The following is a 22,433-nucleotide window of genomic DNA, read 5'->3' as shown; positions in this document are numbered from 1 at the left end:
AACCGGGAGCAGCAGCGGTACGTCGGAGGGGCGTCATGGTTGGCAAGCGGGGACGCGTGATCGGGCGGATCGCACCAGGAATCGTCGGCGAAGTGATGTTGCCGGTGCGTGGTGCCACCGAAGCCTTCTACGCTTACCCCGCGGTCGACGAAGAGATCGAGGTCGGTGCGCAGGTCGTGGTCGTGGACTTCGACCCGCCGCGCACGGTCTACGTCTCGCGCGCGCTCTAACACTCACGGGTTCCCTGGAGGGGAAATGCTCACGTACCTGATCGGTGGCGCTGTCGCCCTGGTCGTCCTGCTCATCATCTTCCGGATGGTCTGGCGGGTTGCCGAACCGAACGAGGCGCTCATCATCTCGGGTCTCGGGGCGCACTCGAGCAACGAGCAGGTCAACGAGACGCTCGGCTTCAAGATCGTCGTCGGCCGGGGCACCGCGGTCCTCCCCGGTTTCCAGACCGTACGGCGGTTGCCGCTGGACATCCGCGCGACCCCGCTGACCGTCACCTGCGTGTCCAGCCAGGGCATTCCGTTGCACATCAAGGGCGTCACGGCGTACAAGGTCGGTGACGACTACGGCTCGATCGCGAACGCTGCCCGGCGCTTCCTGGAGCAGAGCGACGAGCAGGTGATGGGCACGATCCACGAGCTGTTCGCCGGTCACCTGCGGGCGATCGTCGGTTCGACCACGGTCGAGGAGATGCTGCACGACCGCGAGACGCTGACCACGAACATCCGCGGCTCGCTGGCCGGTGACATGGAGAAGCTCGGCCTGGTGGTCGACTCGCTGCAGATCCAGGAGATCGACGACGAGTCCGGCTACATCCGCAACCTCGGTCGTCCGCAGGCCGCCGCCGTTGAGGCCGCCGCACGAATCGCGCAGGCCGAGCGGGACAAGGAAGCCACCGAGCGCGAGCAGGTCGCCGCGGCGGCCAAGGCGGCCGCCGTACGGCAGAGCTCGATCGCGCAGGCCGGTTACCAGGCCGAGGTCGACCAGGCGAACTCGAAGGCGTCGCAGTCCGGCCCGCTGGCCGAGGCGCTGGCCCGCCAGGAGGTTGTGGTCGCCGAGACCGAGACCGCGAAGCTGAACGCGTCGCTGGCCGAGAAGCAGCTGGAGTCGTCGGTGCTGAAGCCGGCCGACGCCGAGGCGTACCGGCAGCGCACGCTGGCCGGTGCCGCCCGGGACGCGCAGATCGCGGCCGCCGAGGCGAACGCCCGCGAGGTCACGCTGCGCGGTGAGGCGCAGGCGAAGGCGACCGAGCTGACCGGTAAGGCCGAGGCCGCCGCCGTCCAGGCGAAGGCGATGGCCGAGGCGGCCGGTATCAAGGCCCGCGCCGAGGCGCTCGCCACGAACACCGACGCGGTCGTCGCGCAGCAGCTGGCCGAGGCCTACCCGCAGATCGTTGCCGCGGCCGCCTCGTCGTTCGAGAAGGTCGGCAACATGGTCGTCCTGAACGGTGCCCAGGGCATCGAGGACACCTTGGTCAAGACCATCACCATGGGTGGCTCGGGCTTCGCGCTCGCCAAGCAGCTGATCGAGTCGCTGAGCAGCAAGGAAGACGCCAAGCCGACCCTCGAGCCGGTCCCCGACCAGACCGCCTGACATTTATTCACCACGTAGCCTCTTGCGTGGTTTGTTGTTCACGGGCGACACTGCAAAAATGCCGCCCAGAAAATTGTTAGCAGTTTTCGCCGCGCTCCTGCTCGGTGCCGCCACCCTGGTGGCGGCACCGACCCAGGCGCAGGCCGCGCCGAATTTCAAGGCCCCGTTCCCGTGTGGCCAACGCTGGACCTACAGCCATCACTCCGCTGAGGTCCGCCGTGCACTCGACTTCATCCGCTCCGACGGGGGAACCACGAACGGTACGCCGGTGCTCGCATCCGCGGGCGGTACGGCGTACCGGGAGTACCAGGCCGGTGGAGCCGGCAACTGGATCCGGATCGAACACGGCGGTGGCTGGAAGACGTACTACTTCCACCTGTCCGCCTACTCGGTCGCCAACGGGTCAGCCGTTTCCCAAGGCCAGCAGATCGGGGTGACCGGGAGCACCGGCGCCTCATCCGGTCCGCACATCCATTACGAGCAGCTGTACAACGGCACCGGCCAGAACATCGTCATCAACGGCAGCGGGCTCGCCTATCCGGGCTCCTACGGCAGCTACCACCTGACCAGCGACAACGGTTGCAGTGGGCCCGGAAAACCCTTCATGACCTGGGGTTCCGACGTACGGGTCCGGTCCACGCCGCGCCTGAACGGGTCGGTCGTGCACACGTTCGGCGGTCCGACGTCGGTCCGAGTGATCTGCCAGGTCCAAGGTGACACCGTGACCGCAGAGGGGTACACCAACAACTGGTGGGCCAAGCTGAACTCACCGGTCACCGGCTACATGACCAACATCTACATCGACGATCCGAACGCGAAACTGCCCGGCGTACCGGAGTGCTGAACCAGGTGCCCCGGATCCCCTATTGCGCGGGGGATCCGGGGCATCTGCCTTGTTATGCGGTGTGCAGAGTCAGCCCGTAGGCCTGGAGAATCTCGTTGACCGGCTGGAACCACGTCTCGCCACCGCTGCTGCAGTTGCCCCAGCCACCGGACGTCACGCCCTGAGCCTGGTCACCGGTGATGAACGAGCCGCCGGAGTCGCCGCCTTCGGCGCAGACGCTGGTCTTCGTTGCTCCGTAGAACAACTGACCGTTGCCGTAGTTCACCGTTTCGTTCTTGGCCAGTACGGCGCCACAGTGCCAGTGCGTCGTCGAGCCGCTCCGGCAGACCGACGAACCGATCGGCGCTTCCCACGATCCGCGGACGAGCGAGTCGCTGGTCTGACCCCAGCCGAGTACGACGGGCACGGTCCACCAGCCGTAGCCGGTCTGCACCCAGGCATAGTCGTTGCCGGGGAACGACCAGCCGCGGAACTCGCCTTGGTTCGAACCGTCCCAGCCACGGACCACACCGCCGCGGCCGCAGTGTCCGGCGGTGACATACCCGCCGTGCACGGAGAAGCCGATCGAGCAGCGAATGTTGCTGACGTAGTACGGGTCGCCGCCGACCGTGCCGGCCGCGAACGTCCGCGGCGCTTGAGCCGCGACCTCCTTCACCGTCACAACACCGGTCATGGCGATCTTGGCCACGAACGCATCGACGGCCGGAGAACGCTTACCTGCTTGGACATTGACGACGACACTGCCAGTCTTCGCGTCCGCTGCCCAACCACTGACGGCCGCCGGGACCGACTTCCCGGCCAGCTTGTCGACGGCGTTCTTCTGCTTGTCCAGTACGGCGGCCGCCGTCGGTACCGCGACCGTGTCGACACCAGCCGCCTGTACGGCGTTCGCCCGGCTCGAACCGGCGAGTCCGACGACGAGCTTCTGCCGGGCGGCGTCGTACCAGGCACCGCCGAACTCGGGGCCGGCCGCCTTCTGAGCAGCCGGCAACAGCTTGGCGGCGTCGGTCTCGGACTTGAGCCGTGCGTTCATCTGCTGCTCGGTCAGGCCGAAGTCCTTCTGCATCGCGGCGGCCTGACCGGCGACGGTCAACGGCTTGTCGATGCCTGCGGCAACAGCCTGGCCGGGGATGCCGACGGCACTCACCACGAGCACCGCAGCCAATAGAACCTTCATGGATCTCTCCTCACCTAGGGGCGGTTTCGGTGGGTGTGAGAGCGCTCTCTGGACTGAGAGTGGCGTACGCCGCAGCGATCGTCAAGACCGCGCGGGTCAGAGTCCCAAGTAGGCCAGAACCGCCAGCACGCGGCGATGTCCGGAATCGGACGGCGGCAGGTCCAATTTCAAGAAAACGTTTCCAACGTGTTTGTGCACAGCACCTTCGGAGATCACGAGCTTCTCCCTGATCTCCGCATTGCCGAGTCCTTCGGCCATCAGCGCGAGCACTTCCCGCTCGCGCGGTGTCAACCGGTCGAGCGGATTGCTCTTCTTCACCATCAGCTGGCTGACGACTTCGGGGTCGAGCACGGTACCGCCGGCCGCGACCCGCCGTACCGCATCGAGGAACTCGTCGACGCGGGAGACCCGGTCCTTCAGGAGATAACCGACGCCCTCACTGCCGGCCGCGAGCAATTCGGCCGCGTAGATCTCTTCGACGTACTGCGAGAACACCAGCACCGGAAGGCCGGGCCGGACCCGGCGTGCCTCGATCGCGGCGCGCAATCCCTCGTCGGTGAAGGTCGGTGGCAACCGGACGTCGACGACCGCGATGTCCACCTCGTGCTCGGAGATCGCCTTGGCGAAACCGTCGGCATCGGCAGCGACCGCAGAAACCTCGAACCCGGAATTGCTCAGCAGCAGACCGAGCCCCTCGGCCAGGATCGGGTTGTCCTCGAGAATGATCACTCGCACGGAAGGATGACCTCGATCGTGGTGGGTCCGCCGATCGGGCTCCGCAGTTCCAGGTGGCCGTCGATCGCTTGCACACGATGGAGCATGCCATGCAGGCCACTCCCCCGGCCCAGCAGGTCGGACTGCTCGTTGATGCGCGCGCCACCGATACCGTCGTCGGTGATCTCCAGGTAGAGCTCAGGGCCACGCCGCTCCATCGTGAGGTCGACGCGTCCGGCGGCGGAGTGCTTGGTGACGTTGGTGAGGGACTCCGCCACGACGAAGTAAGCAGCAGCCTCTACTGCGGCTGGGACCTGACCCAGCTCGCCCATCCGCAGCTCTACCGGCAGTGGACAGCGCGCGCACAGTGCGGACACCGCACCGGCCAGACCGCGGTCCTGAAGGATCGGTGGGTACATAGTGCGCAGTACGCCGCGTAGCTCGTGCATGGCTTGTTCGGCTCCGTCACGCGCGTCGTCGAGCATCTTGGCCGCCTTCTCGGGGTCATCCGCCATCACCTGCTTGGCAACGCCGATGCGCATCGCCAGCGACACCAGCTGAGCCTGAGTCCCGTCGTGCAAGTCCCGCTCGATCCGCCGCAGCTCAGCACCGTGCGAGTCCACCGCACCGGCCCGGCTACGCGTCAGCTCGTCTACGCGCCGACTGAGCCGCTCAGTCTCCAACTGCTCCGCACTGGGCGCCAAGAGCTTCTGCACTGTCCTGGCGTGGGCTCTGGCGAGTGCTGGTGCCACCCAGCCCAGCAGGCCGAGTCCAACCAGAATCTGCAGCGGCGCGGTCCACAGGACTTCCCACCAGCTGTCGATCTCGACGCCGAGCATGGTGAAGTTGCCAGGGTCGACCGGCCACAGCACTGCGGTCAGCACTGCACTCGGTACGGCGAAGATCGCGCTCACAGCGACGAACATCTCCGGCACCATCGCCACCACACCCAGGTACAGCCAGAGGCTCCGCTTGAACGACTGGTCCTTGGCCAGCGTCACCAGATCCCCCGAGGCCCGCGGCATCGCGGCCGGCAACTGAGGAGAGCTCTTGCCGAGGTACTTGCCGGCCCGGTAGAGCTCGCTGTTCGCGAGCTTGACCAGACCAGCCGTCACGCCGGGAATCAGCCAGCCCAGCATCAGACTGATCGGCGTCGCTGCCATCAGCACCATCGACTTCAGGTACCGGATCATCAGGTACCCACTTGCCGGTCCCCCGCGAGCCAACCGCTGTGTCCACGTCATACCTCGATCATCCGGCATGACGTGGACACGGTCGGTACAGCAGGCTCTACTCTTCTTCCTCCAGCTAGCAGTCCGCTACGCCGGGGAGTTTCGGGTTGGCGGCGGCGATGTAGACGTTCGTCATGTAGCCGCCCTGGTCGCGCAGCTTGGCCCACCAACTGTTGGTCTTGCCTTCGGCATTGACCGTGTCGCCCGGGGTCTGGCAGGTGACGAAGACCTGCGTCGGGCCCGGGAGCTCGGTGAGGATGGTGCCGTTCAGGCGGGGCGTCGCGCGGACGCGGACTCCGCTGCCGTAGGTGGTGAAGTTGTACGTCGGCGGGTTCGGGTCGCCGCCGTTCACCAGTTGCATGTAGTAGGTCCAGTTCCAGTTCGGACCCGGGTCGGTGTGCGTCTGGTTCGGGAACTCGCTGTGGCCCTTGATGTGAGCCCGGTCCTTCGGGATGCCGCGCCGGTCCGCGATGTTGCGGGTCAGCGCCGCCGAGGAGCGGTACATGGCGTCGGTGAACCAGGACGGCTGGTCGACCCAGCCCTCGTGCTCGATGCCGACGGTGTAGCCGTTCTCGGTGCCGACGTGCCAGGCCTTGTCCTTCTCGGCGACCATCTGCGTGACCTGGCCGTCGCTGGACCGGATCACGTAGTGGGCGCTGACCTGGGCCGACGGGTTCTTGAACCAGCTGATGGTTCCGGCGTACGAGCCCTGCGTCACGTGGATGGTGATCGCGGAGATCGCCTTGGTCCGGCCGACGGTGTAGTTGCTGGGACTGGCCGCGTTCCAGATCGCGCCCGGGTAGTCGACGGCCTCGACCGAGGACTCGGTCTGGGTACCGAGCGGGGCGACCTTCGCATACTGGCCACGCTGCGGGGCGACTCCGATGATCCGGAAGACCTCGTCGGTGTACAGGCGAGCGGTCGGCGCGTCGGCGGAATGCGAGTACTTGGCGACGACCTCGTACCAGCGCCGGGCGTCCTTGCGCGCATCACCCTGCAGGCCCGACGCGTCGGCGTACGAGTCGAGGACGGCCGCGGCGCCGAGGATGTTCGACGGGGTGTCCTTGGCGAGCTGCTCGACCGGCAGGCCGGTCAGCTTGGTGGCCTCGGACATCGTGGGGTTCTTGTTGTTGCTGACCAGGTGCATGACGCCGTAGCCGTTGGCCTGGCTCGGCTTGCCGTCATGACCGTCCAGGTGCGACTCCGCGTACCCGACCGCGACCAGCACCTCACGCGGTACGTCGTACTTCGCGGACGCGTTGGTAAAGGCAGTCGAGATGTCGACCGGGGCGGTGCCGACAGGCTCTGACGGCTGGGCGGCGTTACTCGGCAGAGCGCTGAGTGCGAGCGCACCGGCGGCCGCTGCGGCCAGCAGTGCGGAGAGTTTGGACACGGGTACTCGGGCGGATTTCCCCATGGGCGGTTCCTTCCCTTGGCCGGTCCACCGAGGGGCGGTCGATGGTCCCGGAGACAAGCTAGCCGTCACGCTAGGCGAAAACCTTCCGTCATGACCAGCGATTGAGTGAACTTTTTCCGGTCACGACATGAAGTTGCCACGTCACGTGATGATGCCACGCAGACAGATCACCTTCGGGTGCGACAGGACGGCCGGGTTCACTCGCGGATCCTCGTCGTAGACCACCAGGTCGGCCGGGTCCCCCGGCTGCAGCGTGTTCGGTACGCCGAGCCACTCGCGCGCGGCCCAGGATCCGGCCGCCAAGGCCTGCTCACCCGACATGCCGATCGCGGTCAGCGCCTGGATCTCCTGCGCGATCAGTCCGTGCCCGAGGACACCGCCCGCGTCCGTTCCGGCGTACACGGGGACGCCCGCCTCGAACGCATCCCGGAGCCGATGCAACCGCCGCTCGTACAGGTCGGTCATGTGCGCCGAGTAAAGCGGGAACTTGCCGGCCGACTGCTCGGCGTACTCGGGGAAGTTCTCGATTTGGATCAGCGTCGGTACGACGGCCACCTGCCGCTCGGCCATCATCGCCAGCATGTCCGGTTCGACGCCGGTGCCGTGCTCGATGCAGTCGATCCCGGCAGCCAGCAGATCGGGCAGCGCATGCTCACCGAACACGTGCGCGGTCACCCGGGCACCGAGCTCGTGCGCGCGGGCGATGGCCGCGTTCAGCGCCTCGGCGGGCCAGCACGGGGTCAGGTCGCCGGCCTCGCGGTCGATCCAGTCGCCGACCAGCTTCACCCAGCCGTCACTGCGGCGGGCCTCCTGCTCGACGTACGCGACCAACTCGGCGGGCTCGATCTCCCAGCCATAGTTGCGGATATAGCGCTTCGAACGGGCGATGTGCCGACCGGCCCGGATGATCTTCGGCAGATCCGGCCGATCGTCGATCCAGCGCGTGTCGGTCGGCGAGCCGGCATCGCGGACCAGCAGCGCCCCGGCGTCCCGATCGGCGATCGCCTGCAGCTCCGCGGTCTCCCGATCGACACCACCGTGAGTGTCGAGCCCGATGTGACAGTGCGCATCGACCAGCCCCGGAATGATCCAGCCGCCGGTGTGCACGGTGGTGGCATCGCCAGTGGCGGGCCGGTCGACGACCAGCCCGCCACTGACATACAGCTCCTGCTGCTCACCGGACGGCAACACCGTGCCAACGAGCTTGAGTACGGTCATGGGTCGACCGTATCCCGGGGTTTGGTCAGCCGTGCGAGCCGCCGCCCGGCGTACACGTCGGGTTGGTCGGGTCGGCCGTACACGGCGTACCGGTCGGGGTGTCCGTCGGCGTCGGGGTGGGTGTCGGCGTCGGAGTCGGAGTGGGGGTCGGCGTCGGCGTGGGAGTCGGCGTCGGGGTCGGCGTCGGCCGCTGTGTCGGCGGCTTCGTCGGCTTGTGCGTCGGCGGCTTGGTCGGCTCGTCCACCGGGTCCGGCGTCGTCGTCGGCAGCGTTGTCGGCGGCTTCTTCGTCGGCGTCGGCGTCGGGGTCTTGGTGTTGTCGTCCGGCACGTCCGGGACCTGGCGCGGGTCGACCTTGCGCTCGGCGTTACCGGTCGGCTTCGGGACCGACAGCTGACCCTTCTCGTTCGGGATCAGGACCGCGTTCTTGCTGTAGACGCGCATCCACTTCAGCACCGTGGCGACGAAGTCCTTGGAGTGCTGGTACCGCAGCAGCGACTCGACCAGGTCCCGCGGGCGCTTCAGGTCGTCGCCCTCGGCGCAGAGATAGACGGCCACCGTGGTCACCGCGTCGTACACGTTGTTCGGGTTCCGGAAGCCGTCGCCGTTGCCGTCGGCGCCGTAGTCGGCCCAGACCTGCGGGATGATCTGCATCGGCCCGACGGCGCGGTCCCAGGTCAGGTCGCCGTCGTACTTCCCCTTGTCGCTGTCGGGGATCTTGCCGTTACCGCCCTTGCCGTTCAGCATCGGGCCGAAGATCTTGCCGCGGGTGGTGCCGGCCACGTCGACCCGGCCGCCGCTGGCGTGGTCGGACTCGACCTTGCCGATCCCGGCCAGCAACGGCCAGGTGAGACCACAGTTCGGCCGGACCACGGCGAGATTCGCGGTGGCGCGGCGGTAGGCGGGGAAGACCCCGCGCGGGATGCCGTTGACGGCGTCCGGCCGCCCGGGGCGGACGACGGAGCGGCCGTCGGTGGCCCCTTGCACGGGAACGTCGGCACGGGCGGGCTTGTCGGATCCGAGCCGGCCGTCCACTCCGGGACGCTGCGGCACGATCATCGTCAGTTCGTCGAACTCACCGCTGTTCAGTCCGGCTCCAGGCTGGGGAGCTACCGGACTGTCCGTCGCGAGCTGACCGGAGGCACCGGCCCCGCCCGAAGCCACTGTCACGATGGCCCCGACCAGGAGCGGGACTGTGCACAGTGACGCGATGACGATTTTGACCCGACGGTTTCCACTACGGGTTAGGCGCATAGTCGGCTCAACGACCGATGCGCCAGAAAGTTACATCAAGTCGGTGCAAAGTTACCTGACCCGCAAGGGCCCCCGGAAACGGGCACCCAACAGCACGAAAACGTGCAGGTCAAAGGGGTGTTGCGAGGGGCTCAGCTACCGGCCTTCGGCGCCTCTTCCGGGGTCGCGCCGGCCGGCGTCGGGGTCGGCGTGGTGCACGGCGGCGGGGTCGCCGGGTCGTCGGCCTGCGCCTGCTGCCCGGTGGGAGTGCTGTCCGGCGTAGTCGTCGGAGTGCCTTCCGGGGTGGGTGTCGGCGTCGGCGTGCAGACCGGCGGGGTCGGCGTGGGGGTTGGCGTCGGCGTCGGAGTGGGCGTCGGCCGGGGCGTCGGCGTCGGCGTGTACGGCGGCTTCGGCGTCGGGGTGGACGTCGTCGGCGTACTCGGCTTGGTCGGCGTCGGCTTCGGCGTCTTGGTCGGCGTCGGCTTGGGAGTCGGCGTCGGGGTGACCGTCGGCGTCGGGGTCGGCGTCGGGGTGGTGGTGTTGCGGGTCGGGTTGGTGACGTTGCCGTCGTCGTCCGGCGGGTCGATCGCGCCTGGGGTGTCCGGCACCTTCACGGTCTGCTTGCTGTACGACTGCATCCAGCGCAGCACGGTGGACACGTAGTCCATCGAGTGGTTGTACCGCAGCACGGACTGCACGAGCCCCTGGGCATCGGCCAGGTTGGCCCCGCCCGAGCAGAGGTAGTCACCGGCGGCCCGGGCCGCGTCGAAGACGTTGTGCGGGTTCTTCACGCCGTCGCCGTTACCGTCGGCCCCGAACGACTTCCAGGTCCCCGGAATGAACTGCATCGGCCCGACCGCGCGGTCCCACTGCTTGTCGCCGTCGTACTGACCCTGGTCGGTGTCGGAGATGGCGGCCATCCCGGGCCCGCCGTTCAGCACCGGGCCGAGGATCTGGCCGTTGGTGTTCCCGTTCGCGTCGACCTTGCCGCCGTTCGCGTGGTCGGACTCGACCTTGCCGATCCCGGCCAGCAGCGGCCAGGTGATGTGGCAGTTCGGCTTCGCGACGGCCAGGTCGTTCGCGACCTTCTGGTACGCCGCCAGGACGGTGCCGGGGATGCCGGACGCGTCACCGGGGACCCCGGGGATCGGCTGGACGCTGCCGTCGGTCGTCCCGGTGACCGGAACCGTGACCGTGGACTTCTCCTGGGTCGGCAGGCTGCCGTCGACACCGGGCTGGTTCGGTACGTCGTTGACCAGATCGTCGAAGACCGAGTCCGGGCGCTGGCCGGCCAGGGCGTGCGCGTCGACGATGAACGTGTTCGACGTGACGCCGCCGATCACGAACACGGCGACCATCGCGGTCGGCGGAGCCAAGCACACCCAGGTGGCGGTGAGCTTCCCCCGCCACGTGTCCAGGTTCTTGAACTGCTGCCTCATCCGATCCGTCCTTCGACGATCCGCAGTACCGACTTTCTCCGGGCGTAGGCACGATCTTAGCGGGCCCAGGATCATCGACAACGGGTAACGGGGTGTCACTTCGTGCAGTGACCGGTTGTCCGATCGGGCAGCACCATCCCCCCGTCACATCAGGCTACTGCCCGCCGAGCATTTTCTTCAGGTCGTCGGGCAGCTCGAAATCGCCGCCGTTCTGGCCGCCGCCGAACGCGGCCGGCAGCTGACCCGGCTGCGGCTCCTGCGGCTGCGGCGCACCGCCACCGCCGGCCCGCTTGGCCGGGTTGCCCGAGCCGCGCTTCTTGCCCTTCGCCAGCTTCTGCTGCTTCGCCTTGCGCCCACCGGCGGCACCGCCGCCGGGCATCCCCGGCATCCCGGGCATGCCCGGGATCCCCTTGCCGGACGCCATCGCGGCCATCATCTTGCGGGCCTCGAAGAACCGCTCGACCAGACCGCTGACGGTCGCGACCTCGGTGCCCGAACCCTTCGCGATCCGGGCCCGGCGGGAGCCGTTGATGATGTTCGGGTCGTTGCGCTCGGCCGGCGTCATCGAGTGGATGACCGCCTCGATCCGGTCGATCTCGCGCTCGTCGAAGTTCTCCAGCTGGTCCTTGAACTGGCTGGCGCCGGGCAGCATGCCGAAGATCTTGGTCAGCGGGCCCATCTTGCGGACCGACTGCATCTGGGCGAGGAAGTCGTCCAGGGTGAAGTCCTTGCCGCCCTTCTTCTGCAGCTTGGCCGCCGTCTTCGCGGCCGCCTCCGCGTCGAAGGTGCGCTCGGCCTGCTCGATCAGGCTCATCACGTCACCCATGCCGAGGATGCGCGACGCCATCCGGTCAGGGTGGAAGACGTCGAAGTCCTCGAGCTTCTCGCCGTTGCTGGCGAACATCACCTGGCGGCCGGTCACCTGCGCGATCGAGAGCGCCGCGCCACCGCGGGCGTCACCGTCGAGCTTGGACAGCACCACGCCGTCGAAGCCGACACCGTCGAGGAAGGCCTGCGCGGTGGTCACCGCGTCCTGACCGATCATCGCGTCGACGACGAACAGGATCTCGTCCGGGTTCACCGCGTCGCGGATGTCGGCGGCCTGCTTCATCAGCTCTTCGTCGACACCCAGCCGGCCGGCCGTGTCGACGATCACCACGCTGTGCTGCTTGGCCCGAGCCTCGTCCATCGCCTTCCGGGCCACGTCCACCGGATCGCCGACACCGTTACCCGGCTCGGGCGCGTAGACCGGCACCCCGGCGCGCTCGCCGACCACCTGGAGCTGGGTGACCGCGTTCGGCCGCTGCAGGTCGGCCGCGACCAGGATCGGCGTCTGGTGCTTGGTCTCCTTCAGCCACTTGGCCAGCTTCCCGGCCAGGGTCGTCTTACCAGCACCCTGCAGACCGGCCAGCATGATCACCGTCGGCGGCCGCTTCGCCATCCGCAGCTCACGGGTCTCCCCGCCGAGGATGCCGATCAGCTCCTCGTTCACGATCTTGATCACCTGCTGCGCCGGGTTCAGCCCCCCGCGCACCTCGGCCCCGCTGGCCCGCTCGCGGATCTTCGCGATGAACTCCCGGACCACCGGCAGCGCGACATCCGCCTCCAGCAGCGCGATCCGGATCTCCCGCGTCGTCGCTTCGATATCGGCGTCGGTCAGCTTGCCCTTGCCGCGCAGATTCTTGAACGCAGCTGACAACCGATCGGAAAGCGTGTCGAACACGGGAAAGTCCATCCTCTAGCGAGCACCGAACAACTCCCCGAGTCTACCGGCCACCCCACGCCCCTCCAGACCGACCGCATCCCTGATCCGCGCACCGACAGGACGTATACGCCCACCGCCCTACCCGACCACCACCATCCGAGCGTCACCCCACCACCCAGCAGACAGATACGTCCTGTCGTTCCGCAGATGATCGGCCTGGGCGGGGTTAGGATGCGCTAACCGGATTGCGATTGATCAATGGTTAGGGAGTCATTGTGGCGCGGAGTCGGGTGGTGCTGGACGGGCCGTCGAACTTGGGGTTGCGGCCGCCGGTGGAGGGGACTGTGCCGGGCTGCTACAAACTGGCCGGGGCATTGCGGGACCAGGGCATCGTGACGCGGATCGGGGCCGCGGATGCGGGATGTGTGGTGCCGCCTCGCTACGACCGCGGGTGCTGGAAGCCCGGGGACGGGGTGTTCAACGCCGCCGCGATGGCGTCGTACAGCGTGCGGCTGGCGGATCGCGTCGGCAGCTTGGTCGACGACGACAAGTTCGTCGTACTGCTGGGCGGTGAGTGCAGCAACCTGCTCGGGCCGGCGCTCGCACTGAAGAGGCGCGGCCGGTACGGCGTGGTCTACCTCGACGGCCATTCGGACATGCGGACGGTCGACAACGACGAGTACGTCGGCGCTGCGGGTGGCGAGGCGTTGGCACTGGTGACCGGGCGCGGGCAGGGCGATTTGACCGACCTGGAGGGATTGTCGCCGTACGTCCGCGACACGGATGCCGTGATGCTCGGGTATCGCGAGGACGAGTCCTACCTGGAGACGCTCGAGGAGGCCGGGATCCCGCACTGGTCCGCCCTCAACATCATCGAAGACCCTGCGGCTGCGGCATCCGGAGTGCTCACCCACCTCGAGCGGGCGGAGCTCGACGGCTTCTGGGTGCACCTGGACGTCGACATCCTCGACGCGGCGATCATGCCCGCGGTCGACAGCCCCGACCCGGGCGGTATCGACCACGCCCAACTGCAGACCCTCCTGCACCCACTGCTCGCCTCGCAGAAATGCGTCGGGATCGACATCGGCATCTACGACCCCGACCTCGATCCCGAGCAGGTCTACGCGGCAGAACTCACCGACACCCTGGTGGCAGCTCTTAGCTGAACGACACCGGAATGTAGACGTCGCCAGTGCGGTCACTCGCCGCGAAGTGGTCGCGGCGGGAAACGATCGCACAGGTGATGTCCGGGTCACTACAGTCGAGACCGCTATTAACCTCGGCAATCCGGATCTGCGCGGTAAAGGTGCCGTTGGAAGCGATCGGGTACGACGCGCTGCCACCGAGCGGGTTGTTCGTCACCCACGCGGACGGCCCAACCGTCGTACCGCCCTGCCCGTCACCACCGGCGCACGGACTGGGCTTAGTGCCGTAGCTGTAGTCCGACGGCACCGCACACAGCGCGACGTAATACCCCTGGGCCGGGTTGTAACCACTGCCGGTAACAGTGATCGTCTCCCCAGCCTTCGCCAGCCCGGTCGCGTTCGACGCATTCAGGGTCTTGCCAAGATTCGAAGCACTACCAGGCGCAGCCGAAGCCGGCGCAACCACGCCACCAGTCAGTGCCACAGCAGCGGTGAGAGTCAGAACGACACGACGCATCATCTGAGCGGAACTCCCTTGAATTAGGTAAGCCTTACCTAATTCACCCTAGTCGTTCCCGGACGCCGAGGGGAAGCTCCAGACCATTCCTTGGCCGTGGGGGTCGGCGTGGCCGAGGACTTGGCGGGTGGCGCCTGGCCAGGTTTCGAGTTCGACCAGGAACTCGTCGCCCCATTCGCCTGGTGGCTCGAGTCGGAGGCGGGCCAGTGGGGTCGACTCGGTCGCGTGTGCGCCTAGGTCGGCCATGGCGGTGTCTACGGCTGACTGCTCGTCCTTGGAGAGGTAGCTCCACATGATTGAGTGCCAGAGGACGGTCAGGTGGCCCTCGGAGAGCTCCAGGCTGCGGACGAACGAGACGGCGTCGGCACGTCGTACGTCGGCCGGCACCTCTCGGGCGATCGTCAGTGCGCCTCGCAGTCGTGTCAGGCGCTCCAGCTGGTCTGCCCAGACGTAGGAGGTGAGTGTTCGCGCGCCCTCCTCGGACAGGGCATTCACTGGTGCCAGGTCGCTTCCGACTCGCTCGGCGATGCGCAGGGGTGAGTGCGGGATCTGCCGGCCCGACCACGCGTCTTCGATCACCACTGGGCTGTCGGCACGGCCGTACGACGTGCCGTCGGCCAGGTTGTAGCGGAAGTGGTCGGCTCGGAGGTTCAGTCCGGCGCTTGAGCCGATCTCCATCAGTCGCACGGGCAGCGGGATCTCGTGGACCAGTTGGAGGAGACCGCCGTACAGGGCGACGGATCGGCGGACCTCGTTGGTTTGGGGTGGCTGGAGGAGCGTGGCTCGCAGTTCGGCGGCTCGGGACTGCAGTACTTGGGCGAAGGCCTCCCAGCCGAGCACTGGGTCCCAGACTCCACCGGCGCTGGGGTAGAAGCCTGCAAGCTCCGGCGCCTCTCCTGCCAGCACGAGCCGGTGCACGGCACCCAGTAGGGGCAAGGCAATGGACTCGTCGCGCTCGTGCCCTTCGTAGCTTCCGAGTACGCCGGCGGTTGCGCCGCCGAGCTCGTAGTCGTCCACCATGAGCCGCGCCAGCTCGGCGTACATCGGCGACCCGAGCTCTTCGCAATCGACGGCTTGCTGCTGTAGTCCCGCTACGACACCCATGGCGTCGAGGTTAGAAGGTCAGGCGATCCAGAACCGTCTTGGCGGTGGTGCGCGCGTCCTCCTCCTCGAGGGGCGAGCCATGGCGGTCGGTGAGGTAGAAGACGTCCACACACTCAGCGCCCAGCGTGCTGACGTGTGCCGAACGGATGTCTGCACCAGTCGCCGCGATAGCCGAGGCAACGTCGTACATCAGGCCAGGCCGGTCGTGAGCACGCACCTGCAGCACAGTCGCCGTCTCGGATGCCCCCGGCAACAGATCGACGCGACTGGCCACTCGAGGAGCCTTTGAGTCCCGCGCCGCCAAACGCCGTACCAGGTCAGTGTTGTCCCGCAGCGCAACCGCAAGCCGGTCCCGCAACCGCACTGGGTCCGGCGCCGAGCCGGCCACCGTCCACTGCGAGATGCCAAGCCCATCAGCCGACGTCACTACCGCAGCACGCACGGAGAGTCGCTCAACAGCCAGTACGGCGGCCACTGTCGACAGCGTGCCCACCTGATCCGGTACGGCGACGTTGACCCGCAGGTCCCCGTGATGATCGACCACGGTCACCCCGAGCCGACCAATCCCCACAACCTGGTGCAATTCGGGCACCGGAATCGGTGGAGTGTCGGTCCACATCCCCTGTCCCCCACCAGCCAGCTCACCACGCACCCGACGGCATAGCTCGCCGACCAACCGCATCCGCCACGGCGACGACGCCGCCGGGCCAGCCGCACGCGCATCGGCATACGTGAGCGCTTCCAGCAGGTCGAGCGTCTCGGTGTCGCGCACAATCCCTGACACCAGCTCAACCGTCATCGGGTCGTCCAGGTCGCGCCGAGTGGCGACCTGCGCCAGCATCAGGTGCTGCCGGACCAGCAGGGTGATCGTGTCGGAGTCTGTCTCGTTGAAGCCGATCCGGCGCGCGATGCGAGCAGCAATCACCGCACCGGTGACACTGTGGTCGCCCTCGACCGCCTTACCGAGGTCATGCAGCAGTGCGGCGACCAGCAACAGATCAGGGCGTCGTACGTCACGCACCATCTTTGCTGCCTCGACACAGGTCTCCAGCAAGTGCCTGTCGACAGTGAAGCGGTGGACCGCCGACTGCGGCGGCCGGAAGCGCACGGTGTCCCACTCCGGCAGGATCCGCGAGATGTACCCGGCCTGGTCGAGCGCCTCCCACACCTCAAGCAGTCCGCTACCCGCACCCAGCAGTGCACACAGCAGCCGCTGCGCCTCACCAGGCCAGGGCTCAGGCAAGGCGAGCGCCTTGGCAGCCAACCGCGCGCAGACAGCAGGCGACAGACCGAGCTCACGATCCGCAGCAACCGCCGCAGCCCGCAGACCCAGTACGGCGTCCCGCTCCGGCCGCGCATCCGGCATCAGCACGACTTCACCCTCGTGCTGGCCGACACCCTCATCGAGCGCGAGCAGCAGCGGCCCACCGGTCCGTTGGAACCGCCGCGAGCGCGGAGGCCGAGTCAGCAGACTCTCCACCCGCCGCCACGACATGTCGCACACATAGGCGAGCGTCCGGCCAGTCGCATACACATGACGCAGCAACTCGTCCCGACCACTCAGTCCGAGCCCAGCCGCAACCTCACCGGCCACATCAGCGACCAGACGGTCAGTCGCCCGACCAGCCACCGTGTGCAGCTCGTCGCGCACATCCAGCAGGTCCCGCCGGGCCCGCTCCACCACGGGATGCGGGATGTCGATCAACCACGACGCCACCAAAGCACGCAGTACGACGGCATCCCGCAGACCGCCGTACGCCTCCTTGAGGTCCGGCTCGGCCAGGTGGGCGACCTCGCCGACGCTGGACGCCCGATCCCGGCACGCCTGCGCCAGCTCGGGCAGCCTGGTCTTCGCAGTACGTCGCCAGTCCGCCATCAGCACGGACCGCAGCTCCAGCGTCAGATGCGAGTCCCCCGCGACATGACGCGCGTCGAGCAGCCCCAGTGCAACTCGTACGTCGTCCGCCGCGGACTCACGTGCCTGGGCAACGGTCCGGACGCTGTGGTCAAGCTTGGTCCGCGAGTCCCACAGCGGGTACCAGATCTGGGCAGCCAGCTCGTCCAGCCGTGGGTACCCGTCGACGTGCAGAAGCATCACGTCGAGATCGCTGTACGGCGAGAGCTCCTCCCGGCCGTAGCCGCCGACCGCGACCAGGGCAACGCCCTCGGTAGGTACACCGAGGGCGTCACAAGCCTTGGAGAGGAGCAGGTACAGCAGCGCGTCGGCCTCTTCGGCCCGGGCGCGCCGCTGTTCTGCCCGATCTGCCATCTAGAGGGCGTCTCCGTCCAGCTCACCGGTGCGCACCCGAACGATGGTCTCGACCGGGGTGACCCAGACCTTGCCGTCACCGATCTTGCCGGTCTGCGCGGCCTTGACGATCACGTCCAGTACGTCGGCGCCGTCACTGTCCTCGACGACCACCTCGAGCCGCACCTTCGGGACCAGGTCCACCTCGTACTCGGCGCCCCGGTAGACCTCGGTGTGGCCCTTCTGGCGACCGTAACCGCTCGCCTCGGAGACCGTCATACCGGTGACGCCGAACGTCTCCAGTGCGGCCCGGACGTCTTCCAGCTTGTGCGGCTTGACCACCGCGGTGATCAGCTTCATGCGTTGGCACCTTCCTTCTCGGAAGTCTCGGTGGAGCCATTGTCCGTGGTCGCCGCCGCGGGCGCCGGGCGGGCCGACAATGCGCCGCGCAGACCCGTCGCGCTGAGGAAGTCGTACGCCGTCTCCGCGTGCTCGACCTGGTCGACACCGGTGATCTCGTCCTCTTCGGTGAGCCGGAAGCCGATGGTCTTGTCGATCAGCTTGGCCAGCAGGAAGGCGATCACGAAGGAGTACACACCGACTGCCACGTTGGCCAGCGCCTGCCGCCCCAGTTGGCCGGCACCGCCACCGTAGAACAGACCGTCGACCGCGGACGGCGCTGCCGCCGTACCGAGCAGGCCGATCGCGAGCGAACCGAACAGACCGCCGACCAGGTGCACACCGACCACGTCGAGCGAGTCGTCGAAGCCGAGCTTGTACTTCAGCGAGACCGCGAAGGCACAGATCGCACCGGCGAAGACACCGAGGATGATCGCGCCGATCGGGGTGACCGCGCCACAGGACGGGGTGATCGCGACCAGACCAGCGACCGCACCCGAGGCCAGACCCAGCGTCGTCGCCTTACCGTGCACGAGCCGCTCGACGATCAGCCAGCCGATGACGGCGGCCGCGGTGGCGACCTGGGTGTTCACGAAGGTGACCGCGGCGGTGGTGCCCGCGCTCAGCGCCGAACCGGCGTTGAACCCGAACCAGCCGAACCACAGCAGACCGGCGCCGAGCAGGACCAGCGGCAGGCTGTGCGGCCGCATCGGGTCCTTCTTCCAGCCGATCCGCTTGCCCAGCACGATCGCCAGGGCCAGCGCGGCTGCACCGGCGTTCACGTGCACCGCCGTACCACCGGCGAAGTCGATCGCCTTCAGCTTGTCGCCGATCCAGCCGCCGTTGCCCTCGTCCAGGAACCACACCGAGTGTGCGACCGGGAAGTAGACCAGGCAGGTCCAGCCGACCACGAACGCGATCCAGCCGCGGAACGTCACCCGGTCGGCGATGGCACCTGAGATCAGCGCCGGGGTGATGATCGCGAACATCAGCTGGAAGGCGACGAAGGCGAGGGTCGGAGTGGTGCCCGTGATCGCCTCCGGCGCCAGCAGGCCCTTCAGCCCGACCTCGGAGAAGTTTCCGATCACGTGCCCGTTGTCACCGCCGAACGTCAGCGAGTAGCCGACCACCACCCACAAGATGGTGACGACGGCGATGGTGATGAAGCTCATCATCATCATGTTCAGCACGCTCTTCACGCGCACCATGCCGCCGTAGAAAAAAGCCAGGCCCGGTGTCATCAGCATCACCAGGGCGGCGCTAGCCAAGACCCAGGCGGTATCGCCGGCGTTGATCTCCATCAACGTCATCCCTTCCATCTGCATCTGGGGGTGGCCGGCGTCCTCGATCGGGAGAACTCCACAACTCCGGGGAGCCCGCGCCCAGCCACACCGCACACGGTGCCGACACGCCGTTTCAGCCGATCGGTCCAAATGTTTCCGGCATGTGACAAAGCGCCCTCCCAGGTGACATCGGCGTGACATGGGTACCGGGAGGGCCAGGTATGGCACTCTGGCCTGGACCACACGGGACCGCAGCCGCGCCACTGCCCCCGTCCGAAGTAGGGAACGAAATGGAGATCGATCACGGGGTGACGCCGCGTCGCGGCCGGCCACGCGACCCGGACGCAGAGCCGAGGATCCGCCGGTACGCCGTCCAGCTGCTGCTGGAACGCGGATTCGACGGAATGACGGTGGACGATGTCGCGGAGGCCGCGGGAGTCGGCAAAGCGACGATCTACCGGCGGTGGGCGAGCAAAGAGGAGCTCGCGAACGATGCCATGGCCGGTCTGTTCGACATCGAGATCCCGGACGCCGACACCGGCTCGCTGGCCGGCGATCTGCGCGAGGTCTACGGGAACGCCCTGAGCTTCGTGAACAGCCCGGCCGGAGTCGCGCTGATGCGGCTGGGGATCAGTGAGGCGAACCGCGACGAGCGGTCCGCGGCCATCTACCGATCGTTGATCGATCGCCGCATCGAGCTCACAAAGGCTGCCCTGCAACGCGCCTGGGCCCGCGGTGAGCCGGTACGCCGCTCGGCGGACCCGGTGATGATGGTGCAGTGGCTGTCCGGTCTGTTCGTGCTCAGGATCCTGCTGAACGAGCCGATGCCGGCGATCGAGGACGCCGACCATCTGGTCGAGATCACCTTGCGAGTGATCCAGGAGGAGTCAGCCTGAGACGGGCAACCAGCCGTAGGCGAACGCGACCAGGACGGCCAGCGCGATTCCCAACGCCAGCAGCACTCCGACGACCGTCGTACGGCGTCGGCGGCGTTTGAGGATCACGCCGGCCGTCCAGGCCCGGTCCGCCAGATCGAGCTCCGGCAGTTCGTCGGACACCTGGCTGAGTAGCGGACCGACGTCCTCACGCCTCATCATCTGGTCTCTCCCGCCGTGAGTGCTCTGCGGAACCGTTCGAACGCGGACAGTCCCTGCGCGTGCACAGCGGTGTGCGACATGGTCAGTACGTCGGCCACTTCGAACTCGGTGAGTTCTTCCAGGTGCAGGAGCACGAGGATCGTGCGCTGGGTGGGTGTGAGGTCCGCGAGGGCCCGTTCGACCGGGTCCTCACTGTCCGGAAACGGCCGCACCCGGCTCCACCGCGTCAGGGCCGGCTGGTAGAGCAAACGCTGGACGAAGACGTCCGGATCGTCCACCTTGGGCCAGGTCAGTGACAGCCGGGTGAAGGCGTGCAACAGAGCGTGCTCTGCCCGCTCCAGCTCTCCATACACAAGGTACGCAGTGCGTAGCCATCTACCCTGTCGCGCATCAACGTACGAAGCGAACTCCGGGTCGACCGTCTCGAGCATCCACCCCTCCTGAGGCCATTCAACCTCTCAACTACCGCGCGCGGCGAGAGCCAATCGCGTCTCTTCTGCGATCAGATCCCCATTGATCGCCGCACCGGCCCGCAGCCCCGCACCGGCCGCGTGCAGGACCTGTGCCATCGGGTCCGTCACGTTGCCGGCCGCAAACACCCCAGGCACTGCAGTCTCCCCCTTGGCGTCGACTTCAATCGCGTCTCCGTAGACGGACCCGGCCATCTCCAGTACGGCGGTTTTCAGGCCGAGGTCGATCAGGAAGCCGGCGCGGGAGCGCAGGACCGTCTGCACGGTCAGTGCGTCGCGAGGGATCACCTTGCCGCCCGCCAGCCGCACGCTGGTGAGCTTTCCGTCCACCACCTCGACCTGCTCGACTCTGCCTTGTACAACAGCGATCTGACGCGCTGCGAGTTCCTCCCACTGCGCATCGGTCAGCTCGATGCTGTCGTGGAGGAACAGCGTGACGTCGTCACTCAACTGCCGGAACATCTGCGCCTGGTGCACAGCCTGCGGACTGGTCGCCAGCACACCGATCGCCTGGTCCTGCACCTCCCAGCCGTGGCAGTACGGACAGTGCAGCACGTCCTTACCCCACTGCTCAGCCAGACCAGGCACATCAGGCAGTACGTCGGTCAGTCCGCTCGTGACCAGGATCCGCCGGCCCTGGTACGTCGTACCGTCCGCCAGCTCGACCGTGAACCCGTCACTGCGCCGGACCGCCGTGACGGTGCCGGTGGCGAACTGACCGCCGTACCCGGCGACCTCCTCGCGGCCGATGGCGTAGAGCTCGCTCGGTGGGGTGCCATCCCGGGTCAGGTAGTTGTGCACGTGGCCGGCCGGGGCGTTCCGCGGCTGACCGTCGTCGATCACCAGCACCGACCGGCGCGACCGCACCAATGCGAGCGCCCCACTCAGACCGGCCGCACCGCCGCCGATCACGATCACGTCGTACTCAGTCGTCTTCATATCGCAAAGATCCGCGATGACATTCGTTTTCGACAACATTGTTTGCCATAGTGGCAAGGTGGAGGATTTCGAGGATGTGCTGGATGCGGTCGGGCCAAGGCTGCGATCGCTGCGGGCCGAGAAGGGCACGACACTGGCGCAGTTGTCGGACTCGACCGGGATCTCGGTGAGCACGCTGTCCCGGCTGGAGTCCGGTCAGCGCAAACCGACGCTGGAACTGTTGTTGCCGTTGGCACGCGCTCATCAGGTGCAGCTGGACGAACTCGTCGACGCACCGACAACCGGCGACCCACGGATCCACGCCAAGCCGATCGTGCGGCACGGCGCGACCTACATCCCACTCAGCAAACGGCCCGGCGGGCTGCAGGCGTTCAAGCAGATCGTGCCGGTGGGCTGGCCGGGTGGTGAGGTCATTCAGAAGACCCACGAGGGCTATGACTGGGTCTATGTGCTGTCCGGACGGCTCCGGATCGTGCTCGGCGACAAGGACTTCATCCTCACCGAGGGAGAGGTGGCCGAGTTCGACACGAGGGTGCCGCACTGGTTCGCGAACGCCGGGACCACACCGGCCGAGATGCTGTGCCTGTACGGACCGCAGGGGGAACGGATGCACGTCAGGGCGCGCACCCGCTAATCTTCGGCCGTCGGTCCG

Annotated in this window: 22 protein-coding genes; 6 read left to right on the top strand and 16 right to left on the bottom strand. The window is 67.5% G+C overall.

Translation table 11 applies throughout. The features are described 5' to 3' along the window. Positions 1 to 35: 35 nt before the first annotated feature. The 3 genes from ABD231_RS23040 to ABD231_RS23030 are packed head-to-tail and all read left to right on the top strand — an operon-like array spanning position 36 to position 2,446. Entirely contained in the window at positions 36 to 230 is a 195-nt protein-coding gene (locus ABD231_RS23040) for a hypothetical protein (protein ID WP_344155543.1), read from the top strand. Between the two features lie 25 nt (positions 231 to 255). Continuing rightward, a complete protein-coding gene (locus ABD231_RS23035) occupies positions 256 to 1,602 on the top strand; it encodes a flotillin family protein (RefSeq protein ID WP_344155540.1) in 1,347 nt (448 codons plus the stop codon). A 58-nt stretch (positions 1,603 to 1,660) separates the two neighbouring features. After that, positions 1,661 to 2,446, top strand: a complete 786-nt coding sequence (locus ABD231_RS23030; protein WP_344155537.1) for a M23 family metallopeptidase — start codon at positions 1,661 to 1,663, stop codon at positions 2,444 to 2,446. 52 nt (positions 2,447 to 2,498) lie between these two features. Here the strand turns inward: ABD231_RS23030 and ABD231_RS23025 are convergent, their stop codons facing one another. From ABD231_RS23025 to ffh, 8 genes are all read right to left on the bottom strand, one after another. Continuing rightward, positions 2,499 to 3,623 (bottom strand): S1 family peptidase, encoded by a 1,125-nt coding sequence (locus ABD231_RS23025; protein WP_344155535.1) that lies wholly within the window; start codon positions 3,621 to 3,623, stop codon positions 2,499 to 2,501. A gap of 96 nt (positions 3,624 to 3,719) precedes the next feature. Continuing rightward, on the bottom strand, positions 3,720 to 4,358 hold the full coding sequence (locus tag ABD231_RS23020; RefSeq protein WP_344155533.1) for a response regulator: 639 nt from the start codon (positions 4,356 to 4,358) through the stop codon (positions 3,720 to 3,722). Further along, positions 4,349 to 5,581 carry a sensor histidine kinase gene (locus tag ABD231_RS23015; protein ID WP_344155531.1) on the bottom strand — a complete coding sequence of 411 codons (1,233 nt, stop codon included), beginning with the start codon at positions 5,579 to 5,581 and terminating at the stop codon, positions 4,349 to 4,351. The genes ABD231_RS23020 and ABD231_RS23015 overlap by 10 nt, the downstream gene beginning before the upstream one ends. 64 nt (positions 5,582 to 5,645) lie before the next feature. Then, positions 5,646 to 6,986: an N-acetylmuramoyl-L-alanine amidase gene (locus tag ABD231_RS23010; RefSeq protein WP_344155529.1), complete on the bottom strand. Its 1,341-nt coding sequence runs from the start codon at positions 6,984 to 6,986 to the stop codon at positions 5,646 to 5,648. A gap of 141 nt (positions 6,987 to 7,127) precedes the next feature. Next, positions 7,128 to 8,204, bottom strand: a complete 1,077-nt coding sequence (locus ABD231_RS23005; protein WP_344155526.1) for an amidohydrolase family protein — start codon at positions 8,202 to 8,204, stop codon at positions 7,128 to 7,130. 25 nt (positions 8,205 to 8,229) lie between these two features. Beyond that, positions 8,230 to 9,372: a lytic transglycosylase domain-containing protein gene (locus ABD231_RS23000; protein WP_344155523.1), complete on the bottom strand. Its 1,143-nt coding sequence runs from the start codon at positions 9,370 to 9,372 to the stop codon at positions 8,230 to 8,232. 215 nt (positions 9,373 to 9,587) lie between these two features. Continuing rightward, entirely contained in the window at positions 9,588 to 10,874 is a 1,287-nt protein-coding gene (locus ABD231_RS22995; protein ID WP_344155520.1) for a lytic transglycosylase domain-containing protein, read from the bottom strand. A 154-nt stretch (positions 10,875 to 11,028) separates the two neighbouring features. Further along, positions 11,029 to 12,597, bottom strand: a complete 1,569-nt coding sequence (gene ffh / locus ABD231_RS22990) for a signal recognition particle protein (protein ID WP_344155518.1) — start codon at positions 12,595 to 12,597, stop codon at positions 11,029 to 11,031. 257 nt (positions 12,598 to 12,854) lie between these two features. Between ffh and ABD231_RS22985 the strand changes: the two genes are divergently transcribed. Then, positions 12,855 to 13,745: an arginase family protein gene (locus ABD231_RS22985; protein WP_344155515.1), complete on the top strand. Its 891-nt coding sequence runs from the start codon at positions 12,855 to 12,857 to the stop codon at positions 13,743 to 13,745. On the opposite strand, the gene ABD231_RS22980 is transcribed toward ABD231_RS22985, so the two are convergent. From ABD231_RS22980 to ABD231_RS22960, 5 genes are read right to left on the bottom strand one after another with little or no spacing between them, the layout of a single operon-like run. Then, entirely contained in the window at positions 13,738 to 14,244 is a 507-nt protein-coding gene (locus ABD231_RS22980; RefSeq protein ID WP_344155512.1) for a hypothetical protein, read from the bottom strand. The two genes, ABD231_RS22985 and ABD231_RS22980, sit on opposite strands and share 8 nt — an antisense overlap. Positions 14,245 to 14,289: 45 nt before the next feature. Next, complete coding sequence (locus tag ABD231_RS22975) at positions 14,290 to 15,345, bottom strand: DUF2332 domain-containing protein (RefSeq protein ID WP_344155509.1); 1,056 nt, start codon at positions 15,343 to 15,345, stop codon at positions 14,290 to 14,292. 10 nt (positions 15,346 to 15,355) lie between these two features. Next, a complete protein-coding gene (locus ABD231_RS22970) occupies positions 15,356 to 17,614 on the bottom strand; it encodes a [protein-PII] uridylyltransferase (RefSeq protein ID WP_344155506.1) in 2,259 nt (752 codons plus the stop codon). Then, the gene (locus ABD231_RS22965; protein ID WP_344155503.1) at positions 17,615 to 17,953 is read right to left on the bottom strand and encodes a P-II family nitrogen regulator; all 339 of its coding nucleotides are present in this window, start codon (positions 17,951 to 17,953) and stop codon (positions 17,615 to 17,617) included. Next, a complete protein-coding gene (locus tag ABD231_RS22960; RefSeq protein WP_344155500.1) occupies positions 17,950 to 19,302 on the bottom strand; it encodes an ammonium transporter in 1,353 nt (450 codons plus the stop codon). The genes ABD231_RS22965 and ABD231_RS22960 overlap by 4 nt, the downstream gene beginning before the upstream one ends. A gap of 263 nt (positions 19,303 to 19,565) precedes the next feature. Here ABD231_RS22960 and ABD231_RS22955 point away from each other — a divergent pair, with 263 nt between their 5' ends. Continuing rightward, positions 19,566 to 20,171, top strand: a complete 606-nt coding sequence (locus tag ABD231_RS22955) for a TetR/AcrR family transcriptional regulator (RefSeq protein ID WP_344155497.1) — start codon at positions 19,566 to 19,568, stop codon at positions 20,169 to 20,171. Here ABD231_RS22955 and ABD231_RS22950 read toward each other — a convergent pair. The 3 genes from ABD231_RS22950 to ABD231_RS22940 form a co-directional block, all read right to left on the bottom strand. Then, the gene (locus ABD231_RS22950) at positions 20,163 to 20,372 is read right to left on the bottom strand and encodes a hypothetical protein (protein WP_344155494.1); all 210 of its coding nucleotides are present in this window, start codon (positions 20,370 to 20,372) and stop codon (positions 20,163 to 20,165) included. The genes ABD231_RS22955 and ABD231_RS22950 overlap by 9 nt on opposite strands. Continuing rightward, positions 20,369 to 20,725 carry an RNA polymerase sigma factor gene (locus tag ABD231_RS22945; RefSeq protein ID WP_344155491.1) on the bottom strand — a complete coding sequence of 119 codons (357 nt, stop codon included), beginning with the start codon at positions 20,723 to 20,725 and terminating at the stop codon, positions 20,369 to 20,371. Before ABD231_RS22945 ends, ABD231_RS22950 begins: the two co-directional genes overlap by 4 nt. 105 nt (positions 20,726 to 20,830) lie before the next feature. Then, entirely contained in the window at positions 20,831 to 21,781 is a 951-nt protein-coding gene (locus ABD231_RS22940) for an NAD(P)/FAD-dependent oxidoreductase (protein ID WP_344155488.1), read from the bottom strand. A 58-nt stretch (positions 21,782 to 21,839) separates the two neighbouring features. Here ABD231_RS22940 and ABD231_RS22935 point away from each other — a divergent pair, with 58 nt between their 5' ends. Next, on the top strand, positions 21,840 to 22,415 hold the full coding sequence (locus ABD231_RS22935; protein WP_344155486.1) for a helix-turn-helix domain-containing protein: 576 nt from the start codon (positions 21,840 to 21,842) through the stop codon (positions 22,413 to 22,415). Positions 22,416 to 22,433 lie beyond the last annotated feature (18 nt).

The organism is Kribbella yunnanensis, assembly GCF_039529655.1.
GTDB classification, from domain to species: domain Bacteria; phylum Actinomycetota; class Actinomycetes; order Propionibacteriales; family Kribbellaceae; genus Kribbella; species Kribbella yunnanensis.
Note: the sequence above shows the minus strand (reverse complement) of the source record. Positions and strands in the feature narration are given on the sequence as shown.

Bases quoted from the DNA above. Each gene is read 5' to 3' on its own strand.
- ABD231_RS23040 (WP_344155543.1), top strand. From the start codon at position 36: ATGGTTGGCAAGCGGGGACGCGTGATCGGGCGGATCGCACCAGGAATC.
- ABD231_RS23035 (WP_344155540.1), top strand. From the start codon at position 256: ATGCTCACGTACCTGATCGGTGGCGCTGTCGCCCTGGTCGTCCTGCTC.
- ABD231_RS23030 (WP_344155537.1), top strand. From the start codon at position 1,661: ATGCCGCCCAGAAAATTGTTAGCAGTTTTCGCCGCGCTCCTGCTCGGT.
- ABD231_RS23025 (WP_344155535.1), bottom strand. From the start codon at position 3,623: ATGAAGGTTCTATTGGCTGCGGTGCTCGTGGTGAGTGCCGTCGGCATC.
- ABD231_RS23015 (WP_344155531.1), bottom strand. From the start codon at position 5,581: ATGACGTGGACACAGCGGTTGGCTCGCGGGGGACCGGCAAGTGGGTAC.
- ABD231_RS23010 (WP_344155529.1), bottom strand. From the start codon at position 6,986: ATGGGGAAATCCGCCCGAGTACCCGTGTCCAAACTCTCCGCACTGCTG.
- ABD231_RS23005 (WP_344155526.1), bottom strand. From the start codon at position 8,204: ATGACCGTACTCAAGCTCGTTGGCACGGTGTTGCCGTCCGGTGAGCAG.
- ABD231_RS22995 (WP_344155520.1), bottom strand. From the start codon at position 10,874: ATGAGGCAGCAGTTCAAGAACCTGGACACGTGGCGGGGGAAGCTCACC.
- ABD231_RS22980 (WP_344155512.1), bottom strand. From the start codon at position 14,244: ATGATGCGTCGTGTCGTTCTGACTCTCACCGCTGCTGTGGCACTGACT.
- ABD231_RS22975 (WP_344155509.1), bottom strand. From the start codon at position 15,345: ATGGGTGTCGTAGCGGGACTACAGCAGCAAGCCGTCGATTGCGAAGAG.
- ABD231_RS22970 (WP_344155506.1), bottom strand. From the start codon at position 17,614: ATGGCAGATCGGGCAGAACAGCGGCGCGCCCGGGCCGAAGAGGCCGAC.
- ABD231_RS22965 (WP_344155503.1), bottom strand. From the start codon at position 17,953: ATGAAGCTGATCACCGCGGTGGTCAAGCCGCACAAGCTGGAAGACGTC.
- ABD231_RS22960 (WP_344155500.1), bottom strand. From the start codon at position 19,302: ATGACGTTGATGGAGATCAACGCCGGCGATACCGCCTGGGTCTTGGCT.
- ABD231_RS22955 (WP_344155497.1), top strand. From the start codon at position 19,566: ATGGAGATCGATCACGGGGTGACGCCGCGTCGCGGCCGGCCACGCGAC.
- ABD231_RS22950 (WP_344155494.1), bottom strand. From the start codon at position 20,372: ATGATGAGGCGTGAGGACGTCGGTCCGCTACTCAGCCAGGTGTCCGAC.
- ABD231_RS22940 (WP_344155488.1), bottom strand. From the start codon at position 21,781: ATGAAGACGACTGAGTACGACGTGATCGTGATCGGCGGCGGTGCGGCC.